At 60.8% G+C, this 25,413-nt stretch carries 26 protein-coding genes; 13 read left to right on the forward strand and 13 right to left on the reverse strand.

The features are described from left to right. Window positions 1-6: 6 nt before the first annotated feature. Together ACROHD_RS06030 and hpt are read right to left on the reverse strand one after the other, a co-directional pair. Complete coding sequence (locus ACROHD_RS06030) at window positions 7-492, reverse strand: c-type cytochrome (RefSeq protein WP_432676461.1); 486 nt, start codon at window positions 490-492, stop codon at window positions 7-9. A 165-nt stretch (window positions 493-657) separates the two neighbouring features. Continuing rightward, window positions 658-1,200, reverse strand: a complete 543-nt coding sequence (gene hpt, locus ACROHD_RS06035) for a hypoxanthine phosphoribosyltransferase (protein WP_432676462.1) — start codon at window positions 1,198-1,200, stop codon at window positions 658-660. 95 nt (window positions 1,201-1,295) lie between these two features. Here hpt and ACROHD_RS06040 point away from each other — a divergent pair, with 95 nt between their 5' ends. The 3 genes from ACROHD_RS06040 to ACROHD_RS06050 all read left to right on the forward strand — a co-directional run bounded on the left by ACROHD_RS06040 (window position 1,296) and on the right by ACROHD_RS06050 (window position 4,211). Beyond that, window positions 1,296-1,742 carry a type II toxin-antitoxin system RatA family toxin gene (locus tag ACROHD_RS06040; protein ID WP_432676463.1) on the forward strand — a complete coding sequence of 149 codons (447 nt, stop codon included), beginning with the start codon at window positions 1,296-1,298 and terminating at the stop codon, window positions 1,740-1,742. Window positions 1,743-1,766: 24 nt separating this feature from the next. After that, entirely contained in the window at window positions 1,767-2,834 is a 1,068-nt protein-coding gene (locus ACROHD_RS06045) for an NAD(P)H-dependent flavin oxidoreductase (protein WP_432676464.1), read from the forward strand. A gap of 72 nt (window positions 2,835-2,906) precedes the next feature. After that, window positions 2,907-4,211 carry an MmgE/PrpD family protein gene (locus tag ACROHD_RS06050; protein WP_432676465.1) on the forward strand — a complete coding sequence of 435 codons (1,305 nt, stop codon included), beginning with the start codon at window positions 2,907-2,909 and terminating at the stop codon, window positions 4,209-4,211. A 13-nt stretch (window positions 4,212-4,224) separates the two neighbouring features. On the opposite strand, the gene ACROHD_RS06055 is transcribed toward ACROHD_RS06050, so the two are convergent. The 4 genes from ACROHD_RS06055 to ACROHD_RS06070 form a co-directional block, all read right to left on the reverse strand. Continuing rightward, the gene (locus tag ACROHD_RS06055) at window positions 4,225-5,406 is read right to left on the reverse strand and encodes an ammonium transporter (protein WP_432676466.1); all 1,182 of its coding nucleotides are present in this window, start codon (window positions 5,404-5,406) and stop codon (window positions 4,225-4,227) included. Window positions 5,407-5,520: 114 nt separating this feature from the next. After that, window positions 5,521-6,045, reverse strand: a complete 525-nt coding sequence (locus ACROHD_RS06060) for a CinA family protein (RefSeq protein WP_432676467.1) — start codon at window positions 6,043-6,045, stop codon at window positions 5,521-5,523. Further along, window positions 6,045-6,536, reverse strand: coding sequence for a phosphatidylglycerophosphatase A family protein (locus ACROHD_RS06065; RefSeq protein WP_432676468.1), 492 nt, complete (start codon window positions 6,534-6,536; stop codon window positions 6,045-6,047). Before ACROHD_RS06065 ends, ACROHD_RS06060 begins: the two co-directional genes overlap by 1 nt. Beyond that, a complete protein-coding gene (locus tag ACROHD_RS06070; protein WP_432676469.1) occupies window positions 6,533-7,708 on the reverse strand; it encodes a bifunctional 2-C-methyl-D-erythritol 4-phosphate cytidylyltransferase/2-C-methyl-D-erythritol 2,4-cyclodiphosphate synthase in 1,176 nt (391 codons plus the stop codon). Before ACROHD_RS06070 ends, ACROHD_RS06065 begins: the two co-directional genes overlap by 4 nt. A 169-nt stretch (window positions 7,709-7,877) precedes the next feature. Here ACROHD_RS06070 and dusB point away from each other — a divergent pair, with 169 nt between their 5' ends. From dusB to ntrX, 5 genes are all read left to right on the forward strand, one after another. Beyond that, entirely contained in the window at window positions 7,878-8,861 is a 984-nt protein-coding gene (dusB, locus tag ACROHD_RS06075) for a tRNA dihydrouridine synthase DusB (RefSeq protein WP_432676470.1), read from the forward strand. After that, complete coding sequence (locus ACROHD_RS06080; protein ID WP_432676471.1) at window positions 8,858-9,940, forward strand: two-component system sensor histidine kinase NtrB; 1,083 nt, start codon at window positions 8,858-8,860, stop codon at window positions 9,938-9,940. The genes dusB and ACROHD_RS06080 overlap by 4 nt, the downstream gene beginning before the upstream one ends. A 12-nt stretch (window positions 9,941-9,952) precedes the next feature. Beyond that, a complete protein-coding gene (locus ACROHD_RS06085) occupies window positions 9,953-11,329 on the forward strand; it encodes a response regulator (RefSeq protein ID WP_432676472.1) in 1,377 nt (458 codons plus the stop codon). Between the two features lie 138 nt (window positions 11,330-11,467). Further along, entirely contained in the window at window positions 11,468-13,684 is a 2,217-nt protein-coding gene (locus ACROHD_RS06090) for a sensor histidine kinase NtrY-like (protein WP_432676473.1), read from the forward strand. Then, the gene (ntrX, locus tag ACROHD_RS06095; RefSeq protein ID WP_432676474.1) at window positions 13,681-15,084 is read left to right on the forward strand and encodes a nitrogen assimilation response regulator NtrX; all 1,404 of its coding nucleotides are present in this window, start codon (window positions 13,681-13,683) and stop codon (window positions 15,082-15,084) included. Before ACROHD_RS06090 ends, ntrX begins: the two co-directional genes overlap by 4 nt. A 4-nt stretch (window positions 15,085-15,088) precedes the next feature. On the opposite strand, the gene ACROHD_RS06100 is transcribed toward ntrX, so the two are convergent. Continuing rightward, window positions 15,089-15,538 carry a hypothetical protein gene (locus ACROHD_RS06100; protein ID WP_432676475.1) on the reverse strand — a complete coding sequence of 150 codons (450 nt, stop codon included), beginning with the start codon at window positions 15,536-15,538 and terminating at the stop codon, window positions 15,089-15,091. A gap of 158 nt (window positions 15,539-15,696) precedes the next feature. Between ACROHD_RS06100 and trkA the strand changes: the two genes are divergently transcribed. From trkA to ACROHD_RS06125, 5 genes are all read left to right on the forward strand, one after another. Continuing rightward, a complete protein-coding gene (gene trkA, locus ACROHD_RS06105) occupies window positions 15,697-17,073 on the forward strand; it encodes a Trk system potassium transporter TrkA (protein WP_432676530.1) in 1,377 nt (458 codons plus the stop codon). A gap of 3 nt (window positions 17,074-17,076) precedes the next feature. Continuing rightward, window positions 17,077-18,591 carry a TrkH family potassium uptake protein gene (locus tag ACROHD_RS06110; protein WP_432676476.1) on the forward strand — a complete coding sequence of 505 codons (1,515 nt, stop codon included), beginning with the start codon at window positions 17,077-17,079 and terminating at the stop codon, window positions 18,589-18,591. A 145-nt stretch (window positions 18,592-18,736) separates the two neighbouring features. Further along, on the forward strand, window positions 18,737-18,970 hold the full coding sequence (hfq, locus tag ACROHD_RS06115) for an RNA chaperone Hfq (protein ID WP_370255128.1): 234 nt from the start codon (window positions 18,737-18,739) through the stop codon (window positions 18,968-18,970). Continuing rightward, a complete protein-coding gene (gene hflX, locus ACROHD_RS06120; protein ID WP_432676478.1) occupies window positions 18,967-20,268 on the forward strand; it encodes a GTPase HflX in 1,302 nt (433 codons plus the stop codon). Before hfq ends, hflX begins: the two co-directional genes overlap by 4 nt. Window positions 20,269-20,345: 77 nt before the next feature. After that, complete coding sequence (locus ACROHD_RS06125; protein WP_432676480.1) at window positions 20,346-21,077, forward strand: class I SAM-dependent methyltransferase; 732 nt, start codon at window positions 20,346-20,348, stop codon at window positions 21,075-21,077. A 12-nt stretch (window positions 21,078-21,089) separates the two neighbouring features. On the opposite strand, the gene ACROHD_RS06130 is transcribed toward ACROHD_RS06125, so the two are convergent. The 6 genes from ACROHD_RS06130 to ACROHD_RS06155 form a co-directional block, all read right to left on the reverse strand. Then, the gene (locus ACROHD_RS06130; protein ID WP_432676481.1) at window positions 21,090-21,311 is read right to left on the reverse strand and encodes a ribbon-helix-helix domain-containing protein; all 222 of its coding nucleotides are present in this window, start codon (window positions 21,309-21,311) and stop codon (window positions 21,090-21,092) included. A gap of 27 nt (window positions 21,312-21,338) precedes the next feature. Next, window positions 21,339-22,268: a Hint domain-containing protein gene (locus ACROHD_RS06135; protein ID WP_432676482.1), complete on the reverse strand. Its 930-nt coding sequence runs from the start codon at window positions 22,266-22,268 to the stop codon at window positions 21,339-21,341. 59 nt (window positions 22,269-22,327) lie between these two features. Then, window positions 22,328-22,516 carry a DUF4169 family protein gene (locus tag ACROHD_RS06140; RefSeq protein WP_432676484.1) on the reverse strand — a complete coding sequence of 63 codons (189 nt, stop codon included), beginning with the start codon at window positions 22,514-22,516 and terminating at the stop codon, window positions 22,328-22,330. Further along, complete coding sequence (gene fumC, locus ACROHD_RS06145; RefSeq protein WP_432676485.1) at window positions 22,516-23,910, reverse strand: class II fumarate hydratase; 1,395 nt, start codon at window positions 23,908-23,910, stop codon at window positions 22,516-22,518. The genes ACROHD_RS06140 and fumC overlap by 1 nt, the downstream gene beginning before the upstream one ends. A 165-nt stretch (window positions 23,911-24,075) precedes the next feature. Continuing rightward, window positions 24,076-24,636: a class I SAM-dependent methyltransferase gene (locus tag ACROHD_RS06150; protein ID WP_432676486.1), complete on the reverse strand. Its 561-nt coding sequence runs from the start codon at window positions 24,634-24,636 to the stop codon at window positions 24,076-24,078. A 97-nt stretch (window positions 24,637-24,733) separates the two neighbouring features. Continuing rightward, the gene (locus ACROHD_RS06155; RefSeq protein WP_432676488.1) at window positions 24,734-25,222 is read right to left on the reverse strand and encodes an SspB family protein; all 489 of its coding nucleotides are present in this window, start codon (window positions 25,220-25,222) and stop codon (window positions 24,734-24,736) included. Window positions 25,223-25,413 lie beyond the last annotated feature (191 nt).

Here is a 25,413-nt window from a genome sequence, read left to right on the forward strand (position 1 = left end):
TCTAGATTATTCGTCGGATTGACGGAAGTTGCGGTGGCAGCTGCCACAAGAAGCTCCAAGCGGGCCGATTGCACCTTGCAGCGCCTCCAGCCCGTTACCAGCCGCGTCAGCCATGCCGCTGGCGGCGGCACCAAGGGCCATCCATTCCTCACCGAAGCCGCCCATGTTTTCCCAGATCGCGGGAAGGGCGCGGGTGGCATCGCCAAGCGCGGCATTGTCGGACCCTGCGGGCCAGAAGGGGCGGCCATCGACGGTGGTCATCGCTGCGATATTGTTGGCGGCGGTCTGTGCGGCCTCGGCGTCATAGTCGACATTGCCGCGGGCCATGCCACCAAGCACACCGATGTTGAAGGCAAGGATATCCATGTATCCCTGACGGGCGGCGATATGGCCTGCATATGGATTGTCGCCGTGGCCCGCGCCCTGGACCGTGGCGGCCAGAGGCAAAGTCAATGCTGCGGCAGCGAGAATGGATTTTGAGAAGATGCGCATGGGGACTCCCTAGTGAAAACGTGCGGTGCCACACAGCATCGCGGTATCAGGAGGTTTCACGCAAGGCCCTCACACTCGCCTCACGCGGGTGTGATCTGCACAGGTGATGTGCGAAAATGCAGAATTGCCTTGTGCGAAAATGCACTTCTTTGGCCAATGCTGCCCTCACTCCTCCGTGAACCGGACCTTGCCGATATGGCCGAGGTTGCGGTTGTTCTGGGCGTAGTCGATGCCGTAGCCGACGACAAATTCATCGGGGATCTCAAACCCGGTCCATGTGGCTTTCACTTCGACTTCGCGGCGCGAGGGCTTGTCGAGCAGCGCGATGGTTTCCAGACGGCGGGGATGACGGCTTTCCAGCAAGTGCAGCACGTGGTTCAGCGTGTGGCCGGTGTCGACGATATCTTCCACCACCAGCACGTCGCGGCCCTCGATCTCGCCCCGAATGTCTTTCAGGATGCGCACCTCGCGGCTGCTTTCCATGCCGCTGCCGTAAGAGGAGGTTTCGAGAAAATCGACCTCCACCGGCAGATTAAGTTCCCGCACCAGATCCGCGATGAAGACGAAACTGCCACGCAACAGCCCCACGACAACCAGCTTGTCGGTGCCCGCGAAGGCGCGTTCGATCTCTCGCGCAAGTTCCTCGATCCGCGCCGCGATGGCCTTGGCCGAGATCATCTTGTCCACTACGTAAGGTTTCTGCGCCATATCGCCCCTTTCAGGCGGCAAAACCGCCCCTGTCCCTTGAATTCTCGCAGGAACTTTAGGACATGGGGTGCACCCGAGGAAACCGGAAAAGACAGATGCCAAGCCACGCCGAAACCCGTCTGCTGCCCTACAGTGCAGCCCAGATGTATGATCTGGTGGCCGATGTGGCGCGCTATCCGCAGTTCATCCCGTGGATCATGGGCGCGCGGGTGCGGTCGGTGACGCCGATTGATGGCGGCGACGAGATGCTGGCGGATCTGGTGGTGGGCTTCAAGATGTTCCGGGAACGGTTTGGGTCTCGCGTGACGCTGCGCCCCGAAATGAGTGAGATCGACACGGAATATATCGATGGTCCGTTCAAGCACCTGATATCGCATTGGCGGTTCCGGGATATGCCGGAGGGCGGTTGCGAGGTTGGTTTTGACGTGGATTTCGAGTTCAAGAACAAACTCCTTCAAGGTGCGGCGGGGCTCTTCTTTCACGAGGCGATGATGCGGATCGTGCAGGCGTTTGAAGACCGCGCAAAGGTGCTTTACGCATAGCGCATGGCCAGCTAGCGTTTGCGCATGGCTTGGCGTGATACACCGCTGACGCGGCTTCTGAACATCGACTATCCGATCATCCAGGCCCCCATGGCCGGGGCCACCACACCAGCCATGGCAGCGGCGGCGGCGAATGCTGGAGCCATGGGGTCGCTCGGCTGCGCGATGATGGGGATCGAGACGATGACCGCGGAACTGCGCAGCGCGCAGGCCGGGACGAACCGCAGCCTCAACGTGAATTTCTTTGTCCATGACAGGCCCGTGCCCGATGAGGATCTGAATGCTGTCGTCGCGGCCCGTCTGGCCCCCTGGTATTACCGGTTGGGTGCAGGCGTGATGCAGTCCCCCGCCGATACGATCCCGGCTTTTGATGAGCTCTTCTGCGAAGCGGTGATCACCTGTCGGCCGACGGTGGCATCGTTCCATTTCGGCCTGCCGGATGCGATCTTGGTAGAGCGTCTGAAAGCGGCTGGCATTCTGATCCTGTCCTCGGCGACCTCTGCGGCAGAGGCCCGCTGGCTGGAAGATCACGGCGCTGACATCATCGTGGCTCAGGGGGCGGAGGCCGGGGGGCATAACGGCTGGTTCCTGCCGCGAAAGGGTGCCGATCTGACGGGCACCATGGCACTCGTTCCGCGCGTGGTTGATGCTGTCAGCGTGCCGGTGGTCGCCGCAGGAGGCATTGCTGACGGGCGCGGCGTGGCGGCAGCGCTGATGTTGGGGGCGGCCGGTGTGCAGGTGGGTACGGCCTTTCTGGCAACGCCGGAATGCGCAAGCCCCGAGGTTCACAAGCAAGCAATCGTCGCTGCAACAGGCGATGACACCATGGCCACACGGGCATATTCGGGGCGCTTGGCGCGCGGCGTGGTTAATGATTTCTCGCGCCAGATGGCCGACCATTCGGATTGGCCGGACTTTCCCCTTATGAATGTGGCAACCGGCCCAATCCGCGCGGCATCTGCCAAGGCAGGGCTGCCGGATGCGGTGGCCCTGTGGTCAGGGCAGGGGGCAGGGTTGGTGCGGGCCGAGACGACGGCAGAGGTGATCACCCGGCTGGTAGCAGAGACCGAGGCTGCGCTGGCACGAATTTGACGACACATCTCTCGGCGGGCGCTTTATGCTGTGCAAACCGCTGATATCCTTTCCCGCATTGGCAGAGGCCCCATGACCGAACCCCCCTTCACAGACGCGCTTGCCGCCTTCGCAGCTGCCCCGATCCAAAGTGCCGAAACCGCGCGTGATGTGCTGAGCCTGTCGCTGCTCGACTGGTGCGCGGTGGCGATCGCAGGTCGGCAGGAACCGGTTGCGCGGGTTATCCGGTCCTTGGCAGAGGAAGAGGGCGGCGCGCCTCAGGCCCATGCGATCGGGATGACGGCCCGTGTTCCGACGCGTATGGCGGCGCTGGTCAATGGCACGATCTCTCATGCGCTCGACTATGACGATACCCATTTTGCCCATATTGGCCATCCATCGGTGGCGGTGATTCCGGCTGCGCTGGCCCTTGGGGAGCGGGTCAGTGCAAGTGGCAGGGCGATACAGGAGGCTGCGCTGATCGGCGTCGAAGCCTCTGTTCGCGCGGGCCTCTGGCTCGGGCGCGGGCACTATCAGGCGGGGTTTCATCAGACCGCAACCGCGGGCGCTATCGGTGCGGGGCTGGCAGCGGGACGGCTGTTGGGGTTGGATAAGGGGGCGCTGGCCGATGTTATTGGCCTGTTGGGCACCCGTGCCTCGGGGCTGAAATCTCAGTTCGGAACCATGGGAAAACCTTATAATGCCGGCATTGCGGCGGCCAATGGGGTAGAGGCCGCTTTGCTGGTCGCCCATGGATTCGCCCCGCGCCGGGCGGGGTTAGAGGATGCTCAGGGGTTCGGGAAGACCCACCACGGGTCCGGGGATTTCGGGGCGCTGGAGGGGCTTGGGCAAAGCTGGCTATTCGAGCAGGTCAGCCACAAGTTCCATGCCTGCTGTCACGGGTTACATGCCGCTTTGGAGGCTATGGCAGACCTGTTGCCAGTGGACCCGGACGGTATCAGCGAGATCAGGATCGAGACCCATCCGCGCTGGCTGACTGTTTGCAACATTGCCGCGCCCAGAACCGGGTTGGAGGCCAAGTTCTCCTACGCTCACGTCATGGCGCTGGCCGCGCTTGGTCACGACACGGCGCGGCTGGAAAGCTTCACCGAAGCGTTGGCCCGTGATCCGCAGGTTGCAGCGCTGCGTGGCAAGGTGCGGGTTGTTCCGGATCAGGCCCTGCCAGAAACCGCCGCCCGCGTTCTGATCTCCGTGAACGGGGTCGCGCAAGAGGCCCACCATGATCTGTTGACCGCGATGCCCCTGGCCAGCCGCGCGGCCAAGGTGCGGGCCAAGGCGGTGGCGTTGCTTGGGGCGGATCGCGTCGCCGCGCTACATGCGCTGATAAATGAAAACGCCGCACCGGGAGAGATCGGTGCGGCGCTTTGCAAGCTGTGACAGGTCTGTCAGATCAGCTCGACATATCGTAGGCCCGTTCGCCATGGACGGTCAGATCGAGCCCGTTGGTCTCGGTTTCTGCATCGACGCGCAGGGGCGTGATGGCCTTGACGACAAACACCAGAACAACTGTCACGATGGCGGTGTAAACCCCGACGATAACCAGCGAGCCAAGCTGTGCGGCCCAGGCACCGGCGCCGAATACCGCGATCATGATCGTGCCGAAGATGCCGCCCACGCCATGCACCGCGAAGACATCCAGCGTGTCGTCGATCTTGGCCTTGTTGCGAATGAAGTTCACCGCTTCCTGACAGAGGATGCCAGCGACGGCCCCGATGATCAGCGCCTCAATCGGCCCCACGAAGCCAGAGGCCGGGGTGATCGAGGCCAGACCCGCGATGGTGCCGGTGACGACGCCCACAAGGGACACGGTGCCGTATTTGATCTTTTCCCACAGGCCCCAGGTCAACGAAGCGGTGGCAGCAGAAATATGCGTCACGGTCAGCGCCATGGCCGCGCCGCCATCGGCTGCCAGCTGCGAGCCGCCGTTGAAGCCAAACCAGCCTACCCACAGCATCGCCGCGCCGATCATCACATAGCCGGGATTATGCGGCGGCGTGGTGGTGTGGCGGCGCGCGCCAAGGAAGGCCGCGATGATCAGGGCCGCGAGGCCTGCAGTTTCATGCACCACGATGCCGCCGGCGAAGTCGCGCACGCCGACCTCTCCGAAGATACCGCCATCAGCCAGGAAGCCGCCGCCCCAGACCCAATGCACGACCGGCGCATAGCACAAGAGCATCCAAAGGGCGGAAAACAGCAGGACGAAGCCAAAACCGACCCGTTCCACATAGGCCCCGACGATCAGCGCCGGGGTGATGATTGCAAAGGTCATCTGGAAGGCGAAGAACAGAACCTCTGGCAAGGTGCCCGACAAGCTGTCGGCGGTGACACCGTTCAGGAACGCGCGGTCAAGCCCACCCCAGAACCCGTTGCCTGATCCGCCGAAGGCAATGGAATACCCAACTGCCAGCCACAGGGTGCTCATCAGGCAGGCAATCGCGTAGCAATGCATGAAGACGCTGAGCACGTTGCGCGCCCGAACCAGACCGCCGTAAAAGAGCGCCAGTCCCGGCAAGGTCATGAATAGAACCAACGCCGTGGCGACGATGATCCATGCTGTATCTGCTCCGTTCATGGTGAAATGTCCCTTCCCAAGCATGTTTTTTCAGCGGTTGAGCGCCGAAAAGCGGAAGGCAGGCAGATAAATAAAGAGGCAACCGGCATTTGAAGCGGTTAAAGAGGCGGCAATTCACAAACTGCGTAATTCTTGTGCGCAAATGCGGCGCTTTGCCAAAGACTCGTGCGCATCATGTCTGATGCTGTGAAGGATCATCTGCAGCGCGTGATCAACCGACGCCACGCGGACCCGATCGCGGCCAAGAGCGCCGAAATCCACTGTTTCCGTGCGCAGCCCGTTTGCCCAGGCAAGGCCAAAGCACACACGGCCCTCGGGTTTCGTGCCGGACCCGCCTGGACCTGCAATGCCAGTGATCGACACCGCGATTGTGGCCTGCGACCTCGCAAGCGCACCAGCCGCCATCTCTTTCGCGACTTGTTCAGACACGGCGCCAAACTCTTGAAGCGTCTCGGTTTGGACCCCCAGCATCTGCGCCTTTGCACGGTTCGTGTAGGTCACGAAGGCCCGGTCGAAGATATCCGACGACCCCGCAACGCTGGTAATTTCCCCTGCAACCAGCCCGCCTGTGCAGCTTTCCGCCGTGGCGATCACGTGACAGCCTTCTCGGGCCTCGTTCAGCAGTGTCTGTGCTAGCATCACAGCCGCCCCGGAAGATGCGCCAGCACTGCCAGAACCGCGACAACCATCATCGCAAGCCCGCCTGCAATGGCGTCGTCCAGCATCACTCCAAGAGCATCGCCGCGCCGGTCGGCAAGGCCTACGGGGCCAGGTTTCCAGATGTCGAACAGACGGAAGGCAAGGAACGCCGTCAGCACGCCGGGCCAAAGTGCAAAGAAATCCGTCCCCGCCATCATCGCACCATAGGACACTGGCCAAAGCGCAAGGAACATGCCCAGAACCTCGTCGATCACGATCTCGGACGGGTCTTTTTCGGCACTGTTCCGGGTCAGCTCGTTCGTCACCCACCAGCCTGCGATCGCCACGATCAGCGTAGCCGCCGCAAGGGCCACGAAGCCGCCAAGCTGGTGTAGCAGATAGGCCAGCGGTATGGCGGCAAGGCTGCCCCATGTGCCGGGGGCAGGGCGCAAAAGGCCAACGAAAAATACGGTGGCGATGAGACGGTTCATGTTTTCACCAATGTGACTGTGGCCATGGCGGCGATGCCTTCTTCACGGCCCGTGAAGCCGAGCCGTTCAGTCGTGGTCGCCTTGGCAGAGATGCGGTCAGGGTCTATGCGCAACAACTCTGCCAGCCGAGCGCGCATGGTCTGCGCATGGGGCCCGATCTTGGGCCGTTCGCACAGGAAGGTGAGATCGACATTGCTGATCGAAAATCCCTTTTCCGCTGCAAGATCAACCGCATGGGTCAGGAAAATGTGGCTTTCCGCACCTTTCCATTGTGGATCAGATGGCGGAAAATGGGTGCCGATATCGCCCTCAGCAAGCGCGCCGTAGATCGCGTCAGTCACCGTGTGCAAACCCACATCGGCATCGGAATGGCCAATCAGCCCGTGATCGTGGGGGATCTTTACACCACACAGCCAAACATGATCGCCGGGGCCGAAACGGTGCACGTCAAAGCCATTTCCGGTGCGAATGTCGATCATTCTCTCCGCCTCCAGTAGTCGTTCAGCGCGGGTAAAATCCTGCACCCGGGTCAGTTTCAGATTGTCCTCGTCACCTGGCGTGATGGCGATGTCGAGCCCATGCGCCAATGCGACTTCGACGTCGTCGGCGGCTCCACCGGGATGGGCGGCATGAGCGGCGCGGATGGCGGCAAGATGAAAGCCTTGCGGGGTCTGGGCACGGTAAAGCCCATCACGGGCACCGATGCGCTCAACCCTGTGATCCCCTCGCCAAAGGGCATCTACGACCGGCAGGCCAGGGGCCGCGCCCGGATGGGTCGACAGCGCGGCAATCACGCCGTCGATAACCCACCGGGAAACCAGGGGGCGAGCTGCGTCATGGATCAGCACGCAATCCGCATCGCCTGGCACCACATTCAGCCCGGCGCGGACGGACGCATCGCGGGTCGCTCCGCCATGAGTGGTGATGACAGGGTGTCCGAGTGAAGCCAATGCCAGTGCCAGAAGATCCGAGTCGTCAGGATGGTGGACAACAACGAGATCGTGCACCAGCGGATGAGACGCGAGCGCCCTTAGTGTTCGTGTCAGCACCATCTGATCCCCGAGCCTTTGATATTGCTTGGGAATATCGCCACCCGCCCGCAAGCCCCGACCTGCCGCCACAATCAGGGCGGCCACGCGCGGGTTGGAGGGATTGGGGGCGTCATGGGTCATGCCGTTCTGATAGGGCGAAAGTTGTCCCTGCACAATGTCGCTGAAATCCTGCTCTTGATTGCCTAAAAATTGAGCAACCAATGCGCGATGGAAGGTTTCGTCCGTGAAACCTTTGCAACCCCCTTTGAAACCTCCTACATCGTGGGGTGACTGCTCAAGGATTAATCACTTGTCCATTTTGCTGGCAGATAAGCCTCTTGCCCCACCGGTTTTTCTGGCCCCTTTGGCCGGAATCACCGATCTGCCGTTTCGCAACCTCGTGTCCGGTTTCGGAGCGGGCCTTGTCGTGTCGGAAATGGTCGCCAGCCAGGAAATGGTTGAGGCGAAGGCCAGTGTCCGCGCCCGTGCAGAGCTGGGTTTTGGATTGGACAACACCGCAGTGCAATTGGCCGGGCGCGAGGCATACTGGATGGCAGAGGCGGCGCGGCTGGCCGAAGGGCAGGGCGCGCGGATCATCGACATCAATATGGGCTGCCCGGCGAAAAAGGTCGTTAACGGCTATTCCGGCTCGGCTCTGATGAAAGATCTCGACCACGCACTTGGGTTGATCGAGGCCGTTGTGGGGGCGGTCAGCGTTCCGGTGACGCTGAAAACCCGGCTTGGCTGGGATGACGACCTGTTGAATGCGCCGGATCTGGCGCGACGGGCAGAGGCTGCGGGTATCCGCATGATCACCATTCACGGGCGCACTCGATGCCAGTTCTACAAAGGCGCTGCTGATTGGGCCGCGATCCGTGCGGTGAAACAGGCCGTGAGCATCCCGGTGATTGCCAATGGTGACATCATCGACAGCGACACGGCGGGCAAGGCGCTGCGCCTTTCCGGGGCTGATGGCGTCATGGTCGGGCGCGGCGCTCAGGGGCGGCCGTGGCAGTTGCAGCAGATCGCCCATGACCTTTTTGACGCCGCCGCGCCGGATATCCCCGAGGGCGACGCGCTGGCCGACATGATCGCGGAGCACTATCAGGCAATGCTGTCCTTTTACGGAGAGGTGCTCGGCGTTCGGGTGTCGCGCAAACATCTGGGCTGGTACATGGACGAGGCAGGAACTGCCAAACCCCTTCGTCGCGAGGTGCTGACCGCCAGCGACCCGGCCCGCGTGCTGCGGCTGATCCCCCGGATGCTGACAGAAGTTGAGGAGATGGCGGCATGATCGACCTTACGGCCACGCTCTGGACCTCTTTGCCGATTCCGGCGGTGATCATCGACGCAGAGGATCATATCGCCGATGTGAATCCGGCTGCTGAACAATTTCTAAACGCCTCGGCCCGGTCTCTTAAGGGCAGTCCGGTCTGGGACAAGATCTTTGTCGATGCACCGCTCGAAGAGGCATTTGCGCGGGTCCGGTCCGGCCGTGCACCGCTTTTTGTCAATGCGGTCGACGTAGGTACCGGCAGCCGCAAACCCGAAAGCTGCGATGTACAGATCGCGCCTTTGGCAGAACAGGGCGACCACGTTCTGGTTTTGCTTGAAAGCCGCGCTCTGGCGGGCAAGCTGCACCGGGCGCTGACCTCCAAATCCGCAGCGAAATCGGCCATTGGCATGGCCGAGATGCTGGCACATGAAATCAAGAACCCGCTGGCAGGCATCACCGGGGCGGCTCAGCTGATTTCCATGTCGGTGTCCGGTGAAGACCTTGAACTGACCGATCTGATCGTCGCCGAAACCCGGCGCATTGTGAAGCTGCTCGACCAGGTTGAAGAGTTCGGAAATGTCCGCCCCCCTGCTGTCAAGCCGGCGAATATTCATGATATTCTGGACCGCGCCAGGAAGTCTGCCGCCTTGGGCTTTGCCGCCCATATGCAGATCGAGGACGACTACGATCCGTCTTTGCCGATGACGATGGCCGACCCGGATCAGTTGCAGCAGGTATTTCTGAACCTGTTGAAAAATGCCGCCGAGGCGGGTCAGCAGGGCGGCACGATCCGCCTGCGCAGCTTCTATGAGCCGGGCCTAAGGGTGCGCCGCACCGACGGAACGCGGGGCGCCGTTCCGCTGCATGTGGAAATCAGCGACGACGGCCCCGGCATCAAGCCAGAGATCGCCGCCCATATCTTTGACCCGTTCGTATCCGGGCGGGAAAACGGCACCGGGCTGGGGCTGGCGCTGGTGTCCAAGATCATCGCCGAACACGACGGCTGGATTGCGGTGGACTCCGTACCCGGCAGAACCGTGTTTCGCATTTCTCTTCCGGTCGCGCCTTCGCGCCCGGCCAAACCGCAAGACCGCTGAGGACGACCAACCATGGATGGAACCGTACTAGTCGCCGATGATGACCGCACGATCCGAACTGTATTGACGCAGGCCCTGACCCGAGCGGGTTGCAAGGTCCATGCGACCTCATCGCTTGTGACGCTCATGAGATGGGTAGATGAGGGCAAGGGTGACCTTGTGATCTCGGATGTGATGATGCCTGACGGGAACGGCTTGGATATGCTGCCCAAGATCAGCGAGAAACGTCCCGGCCTTCCGGTCATTGTGATCTCGGCCCAAAACACCATCATGACAGCCATTCAGGCAACCGAAGCGGATGCCTATGACTATCTGCCCAAGCCCTTCGACCTGCCGGACCTGATGAAGCGATCAGCCCGCGCGCTGGAGCTGAAGCGCCGCGCCCCCGTGACGCGCACGTCTGGTGCGGCCAATGGCAATGCCCCGCAAGAAGATTTGCCGCTGGTCGGACGCACGGCCACAATGCAGGCGCTCTACCGGTTGGTGGCGCGGGTTATGAATGCCGAATTACCGGTCCTGATTACCGGTGAAAGCGGGACGGGCAAAAGCCTGATCGGCCGCGCGATCCACGATTTTTCCGACCGGCGCACATTGCCGTTCGTCACAGTAACCGCCGCTGACCTCGACGCCCCGGATGGGCCGCAACAGGTGTTGTCCCGCGTCCGGGACGGATCCTTGATGTTTGACGAGATCGGGGATTTCGACGATGCCTCCCAAGGCAAGATCGTCCGCATGTTGGACGGGTTCGGAGAAGGCGCGCCGCGCGTCATGGCGACCAGCCAGAAGGATCTGACAGAACGGATGGAGGCGGGAGCGTTTCGTCAGGATCTGTTCTATCGCCTGTCGGGCGTGACCATTGCGGTTCCGGCCCTGCGCGAGAGGGTGGATGACATCCCGCTGCTGGCAGAGCACTTCCTGGCCCGGTCCGAGCGCGACGGCCTTCCGACGCGCCGTATTTCGCCCGGCGCGATGGAAATGATCCGCGCCTACAGCTGGCCGGGTAATGTTCGTCAGCTGGAAAACACTGTGCGCCGCCTGACGGTGACGAGCCCGGTCGAGGTCATCGGCAAGCCAGAGGTCGAGGCAGTTCTGGGCAATCAGCCCGAGATTGAACCGTTGATCGGATCGAATGACGGAGAAAAGCTGTCGGCCTCCGTCGCCAAGCATCTGAAGCGGTATTTCGATCTGCATGGCGGTGTGTTGCCGCCCCCGGGCTTGTACACACGTATTCTGCGAGAGGTGGAACTGCCATTGATCGAGATCGCCCTCGATGCGACGGGGGGCAATCAGGCGAAATGCGCCGACCTTCTTGGTATCAACCGCAATACGCTGCGTAAGAAGATCACCGATCTGGATATTCGCGTGACTCGCCGCCGGAAGTTGATGTAAAACCGCAACAGTAGCGTTGCCCGCATGTGACGGCGGAAGATTGGCTACTCTATTTTGCGGTCGGGCGGGATTTCCGCCCAACATATGAGGCTTCTCCGGGTGGATACCCCTGCGCAGAGTGATGCAGATTCCCCACTGATGCGGTTGCTGGCCCTGCGCCAGCAGCGCCGTCTGCGCACCATCGGCACTTTTGCGCTTGTTTTGCTTGGGCCGGTTCTGGCGGTTGCGACCTTCCTGGTGATGGGGCCACTGGGGCAGGCGGTGGCTTCGCCCTCGCTGCGCCTGGTTTTGCTGGCGGATCTTGTCTACACGCTGGTTGTGGCGGCTCTGGTCTTTTACCGGATCGCAAAGATGATCGCCGCGCGGCGCGCGCATTCGGCAGGGTCGCGGCTGCACTTGCGGCTGACGGGCGTCTTCGTGCTGCTGGCGCTCCTGCCTACGGTCGCCGTTGCGGTCTTTGCCACCATCACCGTGAATATGGGGCTGGAGGGCTGGTTTTCCGACCGGGTGCGCAATGCGCTCGGCCATTCGGTGGAGGCCGCCCATGCCTATCAACAGGAACACCGAGATGACCTGAGCGAGGATGCTGTCGCTTTGGCGGCCTTCCTGAATCTCAACCGTCGAGCCACGCCGTTCCTTGCAGATGGTGATCTTCGTCAGCTTCTCAGTCAGGGACAGGGGGCCATTCAGCGCGGGTTGAAGGAAGCATATGTGATCGACGGCGGCGGCGAGATCCGGGCGCGGGGCGAACGCAGCTACCTGTTTGATTACGAGAGGCCGTCCGATGAAGATCTTGAGGCGGCCATCAATGGCGATGTGATCGTTATCGAGGATCGCACCACGAATGAATTCCGCGCCCTTGTGCGCTTAACCGCCTTTGCCGACCGCTATCTCTATATCAGTCGAGAGGTGGATGGACAGATCATCGCGCTGCTGGATGAAACGCAGGCTACTGTCGGGTTGTATCGCCAGCTGGAAAACGAACGGGGACAGTTCCTGTTTCAGTTCGGCCTGATTTACCTGGGGTTCGCGGTGATCCTGATTTTGGCCGCGATCTGGCTGGGGCTTTGGTTCGCCGAACGCCTGTCGCGCCCGGTTGGGCGCCTGGCCGGGGCCGCGCAACGCGTTGGTATCGGGGATCTCGATGTGCGCGTGCAGGAAGAAGAGGGCGACGATGAAATTGCCATGCTGGGGCGCCTGTTTAACCAGATGACCCGGCAATTGAAGGGCCAGCGCGATGCGCTGATCGAACAAAACGGCCGCACCGAAGAACGCCGCCGACAATTCGATTCCGTGCTGAGCTCGGTCACGTCCGGTGTAATAGGGCTGGATGCTGACGGGCGTATCGACTTCATGAACCGGTCGGCGATCCGTCTGCTCGATCTGGTCGAAGCGCGCGATCACGGGATCAGCCTGGCCGTTGCGGTGCCGGAATATGCCACCTTGTTCGACCGTTTGCGCGACCGGGCCGCACCAGTCGTGCAAGAGGAAATCAAGGTTACGCGCCGGGGGAAATTGGAAAGCCTGCTGGTGCGCATGTCGATGCGGCTGGATGAAAACGGTGAACTGGAGGGCTACGTGGTGGCCTTCGACGACGTGACCGATCTTGTCAGTGCGCAGCGCATGGCAGCCTGGGGGGATGTGGCCCGTCGCATCGCGCACGAAATCAAGAACCCGCTGACACCCATCCAGCTAAGTGCGGAACGGGTGCGGCGTAAATTCGGTAAGTTGCTGGAAGAGGCCGATGCCGAGCAGCTTGAGCAATTGACCGACGTGATCGTCCGCCAGACCAATGACCTGCGCCGGATCGTCGATGAGTTTTCCAAGTTTGCCCGGATGCCGGAACCCGAACGTCAGCCAGAAGATCTGACGCGACTTTTGTCCGATGCAGTGCTGCTGCAAAAAGCGGGCCAACCTGGAACCGTATTTGTCAGCGACATTCCCGATGGTCCGGTGAACGCCGATGTTGACGCGACCATGATCGGTCAGGCGCTGACCAACCTGATCAAGAATGGCGGAGAAGCCATTGAATCCTTGCAGGAAAAAGGTGCACCCGAAGGGCATATTCCCGAAATTCGCGTGTCGATGACATTGCAGCCTGACTCGGCCGTCATCACCATCAGCGACAACGGCATCGGCCTGCCGCCGGATCGGGCGCGGCTTTTCGAACCCTATGTGACGACGCGGGAAAAGGGGACCGGATTGGGCCTGCCGATCGTAAAGAAGATCATTGAAGAACATGGCGGGTCGCTGGACCTGCTGGATGCAGAGCCCTTTGCAGATGGCGCGCATCCGGGTGCCATGGCACGGATTGTGCTGCCACGCCTGTCTGAGGACGGAGGAGAAGCGATATGAGCGATATTCTGGTTGTCGATGACGAACGCGATATTCGAGAGCTGATTTGTGACATCCTTCAGGATGAAGGCTTTACGACCCGTATGGCGTCGAATTCCGATGAATGCATGGCCGAGCTGAACAAGGAGCCGCCGGGGATGATGATCCTCGATATCTGGCTCAAGGACAGCAACATGGACGGCATCGACATCCTGTCCCATGTGAAACGCGACAACCCCGATGTGCCGGTGGTCATCATTTCGGGCCATGGCAACATTGAGATTGCGGTGGCCGCAATCAAGCAAGGGGCCTTCGATTTCATTGAGAAGCCCTTCAATATCGACCAGCTTCTGGTGGTGATCCGCCGCGCGATGGAGGTCAGCCGCCTGCGTCGCGAAAATTCTGTGCTTCGCCGTCAGGATGGCCGGTCAGATGAGATGATCGGCGCGGGTGCGGCCTTCAAGACATTGAAATCACAGCTCGACAAAGTCACCAAGTCCAATGGGCGGGTGATGCTGACCGGCGGGCCGGGATCGGGCAAGGAAATCTCCGCCCGCTATATCCACGCCCATTCGGACCGCTCTGGCGCGCCCTTTGTGACGGTCAGTTCGGCCTCGGTATCGCCCGATCACATGGAAGAGGTGTTGTTTGGCCGCGAAAGTTCTGAACGTGGCGTCGAACAGGGCCTTCTGGAACAGGCGCATGGCGGCGTTGTGTTCTTTGACGAAATCGCTGACATGCCGCTTGGAACCCAGTCCAAGATCCTGCGAGTGCTGGTGGATCAAAGCTTTACCCGAGTTGGCGGCACGTCGAAGGTGCGGGTTGACCTGAGGGTGATTTCCTCGACCACGCGCGATCTGAAAGTGGAAATCGCGTCGGGGAACTTCCGCGAAGAGCTGTACCATCGTCTGAATGTTGTTCCGATTGATGTGCCGAGCCTAGAGGACCGCCGCGAGGATATCCCTGAACTGGCCCGCCATTTCATCGAACGGTTCAACCGAGAGCAGGGGTTGCCCCTGCGCGAGTTGGGGCAGGATGCCGAGGCGATGCTGCAAACCATGCGCTGGCCGGGCAATATCCGCGAGCTGCGCAACGTGATTGAACGGGTGCTGATCCTGGGTGAGGGGACTGGCCCGATCGAGGCGAAGGACTTGCCGGGGCAGGGGGCGGTGGCCAGCGAAGACGAACGGATTGCCCTGTCGCCTGGCCTGACGACGCTGCCGTTGCGCGAGGCGCGCGAACTGTTCGAGCGTCATTACCTGATGGCCCAGATCAACCGCTTCGGGGGCAATATCAGCCGCACCGCCAATTTCGTGGGGATGGAGCGCAGCGCACTGCACCGCAAGCTGAAATCTTTGGGCGTTGTGACAACCAACCGCGCGGGTGCGCGGGTGGCTCAGGTGGAAGACAGCGGCGATTGACTGGTCATGGATTGACGATCATCGACGCGCCGCCGTTGCGGATCACGCAGGTATCGTCTGTGAGGGGAGCCATGATGGTCGAGGGGCGCACCGGCTGATCCGAGGGGCACATCGGCAGGCTGACCCTCGCATAACCGCGCCCGCCCATGCACCCCGTGAAGGCCGTGGCGCGCAGGTCTTCGTTCAGATCGACTGAATATGGCTCGCCACCGGTCCAATGTCCTGCGCTGGTTACGCAGTTTCCGGCAGCGTCACAGGTTGTGGTGCCGGGGTGAAAAACGCGCGGAGTTAAGCGGGTGACAATCCGGGGCGGGTACGTGTTTTGCGCTTCGGCCTCGCATAATGCGGTATCTCTATCCCGAGCGGCAAGAGAGCGCCCCTCGGCATAATATTCAGTTACATTGCATGACGACAGCATAAGAAAGGTTGCGGCAATAGCGGCAGGACGGATCATGGTGGCCTCGGATCAAATAAAGCAATGGCCTGATCATACCCCGAATTCCTTACCGCGCCAGAGGCTCTGACCGGGGCTGGCAATTGACGGCTGTCCCCGTCTCTGCCATGCAGAGGACCCGGCCTGGTGGCCGGTCAGACGAGGACGGGCAAGGACCGATGAAGATCATCATTTGCGGGGCAGGTCAGGTCGGTTGGCAGATCGCCCGTCATCTTTCCGGTGAAAACAATGACGTCACCGTGGTTGATAACAATCCCGAACTGGTGCGCCGGGCAACAGATACGCTGGACGTTCAGGGCATTACCGGGTTTGCATCATACCCCGATGTGCTGGACAAGGCGGGCGCGCGCGATGCCGATATGATTATCGCCGCCACCTTCTCGGACGAGGTCAATATGGTCACGTGCCAGGTGGCCCATTCGATCTTTGCGGTGCCGCGCAAAATCGCCCGGCTGCGCGCTCAGAGCTATCTGACGGCGGTCTATTCCGATCTCTACCGACGGGAACACCTGCCGGTCGATGTTGTGATCAGCCCGGAACGAGAGGTCGCAAAGGCCGCATTGCGCCGGCTGGCGTCGCCATCGACCTTCGACACGGAATATTTTCTGGGCGGTGAGGCCATGCTGATGGGCATTCGGCTGGATGACGATTGCCCGGTTCTGAACACGCCGCTGAAACAGCTGTCCGAACTGTTCTCGACGCTTCGTGCCATTGTGGTCGGTGTGCGCCGCGACGGTACGCTGTTCGCCCCGGAACCGGGCGACCAGCTGTTCGCGGGCGATGAAATTTATGTCTTCACGCATGACAATGATGCGGCGCGGACGCTTGAAATTTTTGGCAAACCTGCACCGCGTCAGGAGCGGGTGGTGATCATTGGAGGGGGCAATGTCGGGCTGGCTGTGGCGCAGGAGCTGGAAAAGTCATCGTCCCGGATTCGCGCCCGCGTGATCGAGAAAAGCCGCGACCGCGCCGAACGCGCCGCGGATGCATTAAGCCGGACAATCGTGTTGCATGGCGACGGGCTTGATATCGAGATCCTGCGTGAAGCCGGGGTGGAACGCGCCGATGCTGTGTTGTGCGTTTCTGACGATGACAAGACAAACCTGCTGGCCTCGGTTCGGGCCAAGGCGGCGGGGGCGGGGATGGCCATTGCGCTGGTGAACGATCCGACCATGGTGCAGATGATGGATGCACTTGGCATCGACGCTTATGTGAATCCGCGCGCCACCACCGTTAGTTCCATCCTGCGCCATATCCGGCAAGGCCGGGTTCGCGGCGTCTATTCCATCGGTGACGCCGAGGCAGAGGTGATCGAGGCACAGGTTTTGTCGACATCTCCGATTGCGGGACGTGAATTGCGCGACATTGACGTACCCGAAGGGGCGCTAATCGGCGCGATCCGCAAGCGAGACAAGGTCATCCGACCCACCGGATCCACCCGCATCGAGGAGGGCGACACCGTCGCCATTTTCGCTCTCTCCAAGGATGTGCCTGCGGTCGAGGCCCTGCTGCGCGTCTCGGTCGATTTTTTCTGAGCCATGGGGCAGTTCCTTTCCAGATTGCCGTTGCTGGTCCTGCTGGTCGGGATCTGCGCATTGGCGATGCTGGTGCCCGCCGCCGTCGCGATGATCGAAGAGGAGTTTCGTGTCGGGCGCAGCTTTCTCTATTCCTCGATGTTGTTTTTCATCCTGACCTTGTTCCTGGGGTTTGCAACGCAAGGTATGAAACCGGTGACATCCGCCCGCAGCCACTTGGCGGGACTGGCCTTGGCCTATCTGCTCTTGCCTGCTGTTCTGGCCGTTCCATTGGCTGATGCCATTGGAAACACGCGGTATTTCAATGCCTATTTTGAGATGGTCTCGGCCCTGACAACAACGGGCGCCACTGTGTTTGACCCTGCGCGTCTTGGGGACGGGGAACATCTGTGGCGTGCTATCGTGGGGTGGCTTGGCGGGCTTTTGGTTTGGGTGACAGCGATGGCGGTCATGGCACCACTGAACCTTGGCGGATTTGAGGTTTCGTCAGAGGCGCAGGGTCGATTGCCCCTGTCCTCGGGCGCGCAGATGCAGGCCGCAGCTCCGGGCGTGCGAATGCGCCGGGCGGTTTCCTTTCTGGCCCCCACCTATATCGGCCTGACGGCGGTGTTATGGCTGTTGCAGATCCTGGCGGGCGAACAGGATTTGACGGCGCTGGCCCATGCCATGGCGGTCATGTCCACCTCTGGCATCTCGCCCGAGGGCGGGCTGAATGCCAATCCGGGCGGCTTCGTTTCAGAGCTGCTGCTGTTCTTCTTCTTCCTGTTTGCACTGACGCGGCACAGTTTTGCCGATCGCGTCACCCCAAATACCCCGCGTATGCTGTTTCAGGACCGGGAACTGCGCCTGGCGGTCTATGTGGTCGGGGCGTTGGTTGGGCTGTTCTTTCTGCGTCACTGGCTTGGCGCTTTGGAGGTCGAGGCCGGGTCCGAGGGCCGCACAGCCCTGGCGGCGATTTGGGGCAGCCTTTTCACCATCACCTCATTCGTGACCACCACCGGTTTTGTGTCCGACTACTGGGCCGAGGCGCGCAGCTGGTCTGGCCTGCCAACGCCAGGGCTTTTGCTGGTGGGGCTGGCCTTGATGGGGGGCGGGGCCGCGACGACTGCGGGCGGGATCAAGCTGATCCGGGTCTACGCGCTGTATAAACATGGCGCGCGGGAATTGGGTAAGTTGACCCATCCGCATTCGGTTGCATCTGGCGGGCGAATGGGCCGACGCATCAGACGTGAGGGCGCCTATATCGCCTGGGTGTTCTTCATGCTGTTCATTCTGTCGACGGCGGCTGTCATGTTTGCGTTGTCGATGACTGGGCAGGGGTTCGAAGAATCCTTCGTGCTGGCCGCTGCTGCCTTGTCCACAACCGGCCCGCTTGCCGCCTATGGTGGGGAATACCCGATTGTTTATGCCACGCTCAGCGATCCGGCAAAAATGGTGCTGATTGCGGCAATGATCCTGGGCCGACTGGAAACGCTTGCATTGATCGCCTTGTTCAACCCGGGTTTCTGGCGAATCTAGGCCGAAATGCTGCCTTTGCAGCAATCCAGAGCCAAGTTGCGGGAATCGGGGTGGAAATCCGCGAAAAACATGCACATACTCCGGTTCAGGTTTTCATCGCGTTCCACGATAAGGGACGGTAACAAAGAATAAGGCAAGGTTCCCGATGGCCGAAAGCAAGCAGAATCTGCAGGACGCGTTCCTGAATCATGTTCGCAAGACCAAGGTTCCGGTGACGATATTTCTGATTAATGGCGTAAAGCTTCAGGGCGTCATCACGTGGTTTGATAACTTTTGTGTCTTGTTGCGCCGCGACGGGCAATCGCAACTGGTTTACAAACACGCGATTTCCACCGTGATGCCGGCTCAGCCAATCAATCTTTATGACGGGGAAGAGTGAGCGCAACTGACCCTCTGGGAACTGGTCCGTCCGGTCCCACCCGCGCCATTGTTCTGCATCCCGACATTCAGTCGGATCGCGACCGCCGCATGGCGGGCCCCGCGTTGTCCGAGGCTGTCGCCCTAGCGGCCGCCCTGCCGGAGCTTGAGGTTGTCGGCGCAGAGGTCGTTCGTCTGCCAAAGGCGCAGCCCGGCCTGTTGTTCGGCAAAGGCAAAATCGCCGAGCTGAAGGCGAAGATTTCCGAGTCCGAGGCAGATCTGGTTCTGGTCGATGGCCCTGTGACACCGGTTCAGCAACGCAATCTGGAAAAGGAATGGGGCGTTAAGCTGCTTGACCGGACCGGATTGATTCTGGAGATCTTCGCAGATCGCGCCCGCACGCGGGAAGGCGTGTTGCAGGTGGAACTGGCGGCGCTGTCCTATCAGCGCACCCGGCTGGTCCGGGCCTGGACGCACCTTGAACGCCAGCGCGGCGGGCTTGGCTTCGTCGGCGGCCCCGGTGAAACCCAGATCGAGGCTGACCGGCGCGCTATTGACGAGGCGGTGACACGGATCAAGCGACAGCTTGGCAAGGTCGTGAAAACCCGGGCCCTGCACCGCGCTGCGCGCAAGAAGGTGCCTTATCCGGTGGTTGCGCTTGTGGGCTACACCAATGCCGGAAAATCCACCTTGTTCAATCGGTTAACCGGGGCAGAGGTGCTGGCCAAGGATATGTTGTTCGCCACACTCGACCCGACGATGCGGGCCGTTCAACTGGCAGACGGGACTGATGTCATCCTGTCGGATACTGTGGGCTTCATCTCGGATCTGCCAACGCAACTGGTCGCAGCCTTCCGCGCAACGCTCGAGGAAGTGCTGGACGCCGATCTGATCCTGCATGTGCGTGATGTGGCACATGCGGAAACCGAGGAGCAAGCGGCGGACGTGGCGGCGATTTTGGCCGATCTTGGCGTCAATCAGAACACCTCGATGATAGAGATCTGGAACAAGATCGACCTGTTGCCTGCAGACCGTCAGGACGAACTGACCGTTGCTGCCGCGAGACGAGAGGACGTGGTTGCGATCTCGGCCCTGACCGGCGCCGGGCTGGATGCGTTCCTTGAGACGGTCAGCGCCCATTTGGCGCCACCGCGTTTTGCGGGGGTGGTTGAATTGCCCTATTCCGCCGGTCGCGCGCGGGCCTGGCTGTATGACGCAGGTGTCGTGGAACATGAAAGCCAGGGGCAAGACGGCTATCGCTTTGACGTGTCCTGGACCGCGCGGCAGAAAAAGGCCTTTCATACGCTGTTGAAGGGTTAAGCCCAAGAGCACGGACTTGTTCCTGAAAGGGTGCCAGCCTAGGCTTGTGTGACAAAGCATTGGGACGGGGCAAGAAATTGGGTTTCTTTTCAGAGTATATTCCGCGCTCGGGCGACAAGGTGCTGACGAAATGGGCGCATTACTTCGAAGTCTATGAGCGTGAGTTAAGCCGCTTTCGTTCTCAGCCTGTCACGTTCATGGAAATCGGTGTGTTCCGGGGCGGCTCGCTGCCGATGTGGAAAGAGTTTTTCGCGCCGGGATCTAGCCTTGTCTTCATTGATATCGATCCCGATTGCAAAGCGCATCAGATCGAGGGAACCCATGTGGAGATTGGCAATCAGGGCGACCCGCAGTTTCTGGCTTCGCTTGCGGAAAAATACGGTCCTTTCGACATTGTGCTGGATGATGGAAGCCATCTTTGCCAGCATCAAATCGCCTCTTTCGAGGGGCTTTGGCCCCATCTGCGCAGCAGAGGGATTTATTTGGTCGAGGATTGTCACACGTCGTATTGGCCCGGTTTCGGCGGCGGATATCGCAACGAAGCGAGCTTTATTGAATACAGCAAGCGTCTGATTGATCGGATGCATTCCTGGTACACGGATCAAGACGCGCTGTTTCCCTTTGACCAAATGGCTCGAGAGCTGAACAGCATCCGGTTCTATGACAGCATCGTTGTGTGCGAAAAGTTGGACAAGCAGCAGCCTCCGACCTCGCTTGTCATTCAGAACGGGCAGGTTGAAGCCTCTCGCAAGGCGTTGAATGTCCGTAACCGGACGTCGGTTTTCGCCCAGAAAGACGGCCGGGGTTAGGCGCGGGCGCGGTCAGTCCCTCTGCAGGACCTCATTCAGAACGAACACTCTGATTGCCGAGGCAAGACCGCTTTGCAAACCGCGGTCCGCATCGACAAGGCCCGCCAGCTCATTGACGGAAACCCCGCGCGCTTCGGCAATGCGGCGGAATTCCAGCCAGAACGCTTCCTCCAGCGAAACGCTGGTGCGGTGGCCGTGCAAGGTAAGTGACCGTTTGACGGGGCGCGTGCTCATCCTGGCATTTGGCACCAAAACGCGGCCTCAGGAAAGCCTTTGCAGAAGCGGCGCTTCCCAGGGTTTTAGGGCAGGGCGGACTGCCTGATAGGCAGCCATCCGATCACCAAGGGCCCGCGCCAATGACATCTGGGTTCTTGGTGCCATCATTGCTAGCGTCCGGTACGAGGGTTGAAAGCTCTCCGTCTGCACGCCCTCGCAAAACAGCAATTCGTGCCGGTCGAGCAGCAGATGCACAAAGCTCACAGCACGCGCTGAGCGATTATGGAGAACGCGGTTTCCATCCACCAATCCCTTGGCAGGGGCCAGCATTTCTTCATTGTGAAACATCAGCGCCGCATCACCAATGCAGAACCGATGCTGCGAGGATACACGGATATCGCGGGCCGGTTGACCGGGGCCAAAGGCATCCTTTCGGATCAGTACCGGGTGCAGATCGCGCGCTACCCGTTTGAGACCGGGAATGTCGCTGCGCCCGATCCAGCGCAGGGCTTGAAGGCCGTTATCAGCAGTGTGAAGCAGATCACCTTCGCGCAACGCACCAGCAGGGATGGGTCCGCGCTTAGTCTCGATCCGGCAATCGGGGGTGAAGCAGACAACATCGTCATAGTCGATGCCGTCCATATCCTTCCAGCTGTTGGTCGGAAAGCACGAGATCGTGCAGCCCGCGTCGAAGGCCGATCCTTCCTGCGGGATTATGTAGTATCCGTCCGTTGTGTAGCTGTAGACCAGATCCTCGGTATGGACCTGTCCGTCACTGTCGACAAACTGGGTTTCGATCGTGCCCGACCATTGCACCTCATGGATATTTCCATCAATCGACACGGTTTCAGCACTGCCAGTGTCTTGGCCGGCCCAGTCCAATTGGTCGTCATCATCGGTCACGGTGAATTCCACCGTGCCGGAATATTGTGTGAATCCGGCCCATTTATAGGCCGTCAACTCATGCGTGGGCATCGCGAATCCCCAAGGCGTTGCTTCGGGTTCACTTTCGGACAAAGGGCTTGAGAAGGGGTTTACGCGTCTGTGTCGTCGCTGCTGCGATGCGCGTCTAGATCGCGCAAGGTCTTGTTCCGGCGGGCGGTTTCCAGTGATTTCTGGGCTTTCGTCCGACCGTGTTTCACAGCGTTTTCATCGGCACGGGCCTTGCGTTCAGCCCGTGCCTTTTGCTTTCTGAACCGGTTCAGGTTGACCGGCTCAGCCATTACGCCTTGGGGCCGATCATCTGTTCGGGCCGCACCACGCGGTCGAAGGTTTCCTCGTCCACGAAGCCAAGCGCAATGGCTTCTTCCTTCAGGGTCGTGCCGTTCTTATGCGCGGTTTTGGCGACCTTGGTGGCGTTGTCATAGCCGATGGTGGGCGCCAGCGCCGTCACCAGCATCAGGCTTTCCTGCATCAGCTTCTGGATGCGGGGACCGTTCGCTTCGATGCCAAGCAGCATACGCTCGGTGAAGCTGTCGGCCGCGTCGCCAATCAGCTGGATCGATTGCAGCAGGTTATAGGCCATCATCGGGTTGTAGACGTTGAGCTCGAAGTGGCCCTGGCTGCCCGCGAACTTGATCGCAGCATCGTTGCCCATGACATGGGCGGCGACCTGCGTCAGCGCTTCGGCCTGCGTGGGGTTCACCTTGCCCGGCATGATCGAGCTGCCCGGCTCGTTTTCGGGCAGGATCAGCTCGCCGAGACCGGACCGGGGGCCGGAGCCCAGAAGGCGGATATCGTTGGCGATCTTATAGCAGCTGCCCGCCACGGTCGCGAGGGCGCCGGACATGAAGACCATCGCGTCATGGGCGGCGAGAGCTTCAAACTTGTTGGGCGCGGTCACGAAGGGCAGGCCCGTGATTTCGGCCATATGCGTGGCAACGGCGCTGTCCCAGCCCACTTGCGTGTTGAGGCCAGTGCCGACGGCGGTGCCGCCCTGTGCAAGCTCATAGATGCCGGGCAGGCAGGCTTCCACACGGGCGATGCCCTGGCGGATCTGGTGGGCGTAGCCGGAAAACTCCTGGCCCAAGGTCAGCGGGGTCGCATCCTGGGTATGGGTGCGGCCGATCTTTATGATGTCCTTGAACTCCTCGGACTTGGCTTCCAGCCCTGAGAGCAGCTTCTGAAGCCCCGGTAGCAGGACGTCCCGCACGCTCATCGCGGTGGCGATATGCATGGCCGTGGGGAATGTATCGTTCGAGCTTTGGCCCATGTTGCAGTGATCGTTCGGATGCACAGGGTCCTTGGAGCCAATGACGCCGCCTAGGATTTCGATGGCGCGGTTGGCGATGACCTCGTTGGCGTTCATGTTCGACTGGGTTCCCGACCCTGTCTGCCAAACCACCAGCGGGAAGTTGTCGTCGAACTTGCCCTCGATGACTTCACCGGCGGCCTGAATGATCGCATCCGCCAGTTTGGCGTCGAGCTTGCCGGTGGCCTTATTCTCCATCGCGCAGGCTTTCTTGATCACGCCAAGCGCGCGCACGATGGCGACGGGCTGCTTTTCCCAGCCAATCGGGAAGTTCATGATGGAACGCTGCGTCTGCGCGCCCCAGTACTTGTCGGTGGGAACCTCGAGCGGTCCGAAGCTGTCGGTCTCAGAGCGGGTTGCGGTCATGGCTTGGCCTCCTGCAAAACGGGTTGCGACAGGCTATAAGCGTCCCGCGACACGGGGGCAATGATCGCAAAGCCCTGTTGGCGCAAACAGCCGCAGGCAACGGTCGCGGGGAAGGATCTTCGAAGATCCTTTCAAAGCCCTTGCAAGGGCTTTCCCCGCCCGGCCTCAGGCGTTGGGATAGGCGAAGCGGTAGACGCGGGCGGGGGGCAGGTTGCCCCAGATCTTGCGGCTGGTGGTCCAGGTCAGTCCCATGGCGGCGCGAATCTCGGCCTTTACGGGCGGTTTGGGCCCATAGGTGAATTGGATATAACTGCCCGTTGCGCCGACCTGCTTGAACGTTCCGCTCAGGATGGCATTCTGAAGATCATAGGGCATCGACAGCAGCGGCAGGCCCGAAACCACCGCCTGAGCGCCCTCGACCGGCAACTCCCCCACATCGCCTGCCGACATCTGGTAGACGTTGAGCCCCGGGAAATCCGCACGAAGACGCTCGCAAAACACCGGGTTCATTTCGATGGAGTGGACCATTTCCGCCGGGATGCCCCGGTCCAGAATCGCCTGAGTGATCCGCCCCGTGCCTGCACCCAATTCGATCACTGGCCCGCCGGCAGGATCCAGCGTTGCCGCCATTTCCGCCGACAGGGCGCGGGACGATGGGGCCAAAGCCACCACCTGATGGGGTTTTTTAAGGAGCTGGGTGATAAAAAGACCTAGATCGCCTGACATGGGCCGTTCCCGTTTGCGCTTTTTCCCGCGTCATAAGCCACGCTTGGTGACCCCATGCAAGGGACAAGGCCATGCGTCATGAAAGCGTCACACGAGATCAGTGATTCTTGCGGAACGTATCCAGTCTGACAACTTCCGCATCATGATGCGGTTCGGCCTCGGCGCCGCCGGCATCTTCTTCGTGCTCATCGCCCGGAGGCTCATCATCTGGCCCGTCTTCCACCTGCGTCTCGAACCGCAGGCCGAATTCCACCGACGGATCGACAAAGGTGAGGATGGAATCGAAGGGAATCCGCAGCGGCTCGGGGCTGTCGCCGAAGTTCAGCGTCACCCTGAAGCCATCGTCATCCACGCGCATATCGTCGAACCAGTGCTGGATCACGATTGTCATCTCGCCGGGATAGCGGTCCCGCAGCCAGGTGGCGATATCGACATCCGGATGGCGGGTGTCGAAGGTGATGAAGAAGTGGTGCTCTCCTGGCAGGCCGGTTTCCGACACACCTTCCAGAACGGTCTGAATAAGGCTCCGCATCGCGCGGTGCATCAGGCGCCCATAGGCGATGGAGTCGGAAGGTTCGTCAGTCATCCACAGCATCCCAGTCCAGTTGGCTCCACCATAGAAGATTCGGGGCCGATGAAAAGGTGCGAGAGACGCCGAGGCTGGACATTCCGGCAATGTCCGCAGTCAGCCCGCACCACCTGTTTCCATTTTTCACAGCCGATCCGCGTCTTTGCCCTATTATCACCAAGATAGGGGGGCAGTCTGCAGCCAATCAA

The sequence above is a fragment of the Nioella aestuarii genome (assembly GCF_050896395.1).
Lineage (GTDB): Bacteria > Pseudomonadota > Alphaproteobacteria > Rhodobacterales > Rhodobacteraceae > Nioella > Nioella aestuarii.

Excerpts from the sequence above, each read along its gene's own strand:
- ACROHD_RS06030 (WP_432676461.1), bottom strand. The coding sequence starts at position 492 with ATGCGCATCTTCTCAAAATCCATTCTCGCTGCCGCAGCATTGACTTTG.
- hpt (WP_432676462.1), bottom strand. The coding sequence starts at position 1,200 with ATGGCGCAGAAACCTTACGTAGTGGACAAGATGATCTCGGCCAAGGCC.
- ACROHD_RS06040 (WP_432676463.1), top strand. The coding sequence starts at position 1,296 with ATGCCAAGCCACGCCGAAACCCGTCTGCTGCCCTACAGTGCAGCCCAG.
- ACROHD_RS06045 (WP_432676464.1), top strand. The coding sequence starts at position 1,767 with ATGGCTTGGCGTGATACACCGCTGACGCGGCTTCTGAACATCGACTAT.
- ACROHD_RS06050 (WP_432676465.1), top strand. The coding sequence starts at position 2,907 with ATGACCGAACCCCCCTTCACAGACGCGCTTGCCGCCTTCGCAGCTGCC.
- ACROHD_RS06055 (WP_432676466.1), bottom strand. The coding sequence starts at position 5,406 with ATGAACGGAGCAGATACAGCATGGATCATCGTCGCCACGGCGTTGGTT.
- ACROHD_RS06060 (WP_432676467.1), bottom strand. The coding sequence starts at position 6,045 with ATGCTAGCACAGACACTGCTGAACGAGGCCCGAGAAGGCTGTCACGTG.
- ACROHD_RS06065 (WP_432676468.1), bottom strand. The coding sequence starts at position 6,536 with ATGAACCGTCTCATCGCCACCGTATTTTTCGTTGGCCTTTTGCGCCCT.
- ACROHD_RS06070 (WP_432676469.1), bottom strand. The coding sequence starts at position 7,708 with ATGACCCATGACGCCCCCAATCCCTCCAACCCGCGCGTGGCCGCCCTG.
- ACROHD_RS06080 (WP_432676471.1), top strand. The coding sequence starts at position 8,858 with ATGATCGACCTTACGGCCACGCTCTGGACCTCTTTGCCGATTCCGGCG.
- ACROHD_RS06085 (WP_432676472.1), top strand. The coding sequence starts at position 9,953 with ATGGATGGAACCGTACTAGTCGCCGATGATGACCGCACGATCCGAACT.
- ACROHD_RS06090 (WP_432676473.1), top strand. The coding sequence starts at position 11,468 with ATGCGGTTGCTGGCCCTGCGCCAGCAGCGCCGTCTGCGCACCATCGGC.
- ntrX (WP_432676474.1), top strand. The coding sequence starts at position 13,681 with ATGAGCGATATTCTGGTTGTCGATGACGAACGCGATATTCGAGAGCTG.
- ACROHD_RS06100 (WP_432676475.1), bottom strand. The coding sequence starts at position 15,538 with ATGATCCGTCCTGCCGCTATTGCCGCAACCTTTCTTATGCTGTCGTCA.
- trkA (WP_432676530.1), top strand. The coding sequence starts at position 15,697 with ATGAAGATCATCATTTGCGGGGCAGGTCAGGTCGGTTGGCAGATCGCC.
- ACROHD_RS06110 (WP_432676476.1), top strand. The coding sequence starts at position 17,077 with ATGGGGCAGTTCCTTTCCAGATTGCCGTTGCTGGTCCTGCTGGTCGGG.
- hfq (WP_370255128.1), top strand. The coding sequence starts at position 18,737 with ATGGCCGAAAGCAAGCAGAATCTGCAGGACGCGTTCCTGAATCATGTT.
- ACROHD_RS06130 (WP_432676481.1), bottom strand. The coding sequence starts at position 21,311 with ATGAGCACGCGCCCCGTCAAACGGTCACTTACCTTGCACGGCCACCGC.
- ACROHD_RS06135 (WP_432676482.1), bottom strand. The coding sequence starts at position 22,268 with ATGCCCACGCATGAGTTGACGGCCTATAAATGGGCCGGATTCACACAA.
- ACROHD_RS06140 (WP_432676484.1), bottom strand. The coding sequence starts at position 22,516 with ATGGCTGAGCCGGTCAACCTGAACCGGTTCAGAAAGCAAAAGGCACGG.
- fumC (WP_432676485.1), bottom strand. The coding sequence starts at position 23,910 with ATGACCGCAACCCGCTCTGAGACCGACAGCTTCGGACCGCTCGAGGTT.
- ACROHD_RS06150 (WP_432676486.1), bottom strand. The coding sequence starts at position 24,636 with ATGTCAGGCGATCTAGGTCTTTTTATCACCCAGCTCCTTAAAAAACCC.
- ACROHD_RS06155 (WP_432676488.1), bottom strand. The coding sequence starts at position 25,222 with ATGACTGACGAACCTTCCGACTCCATCGCCTATGGGCGCCTGATGCAC.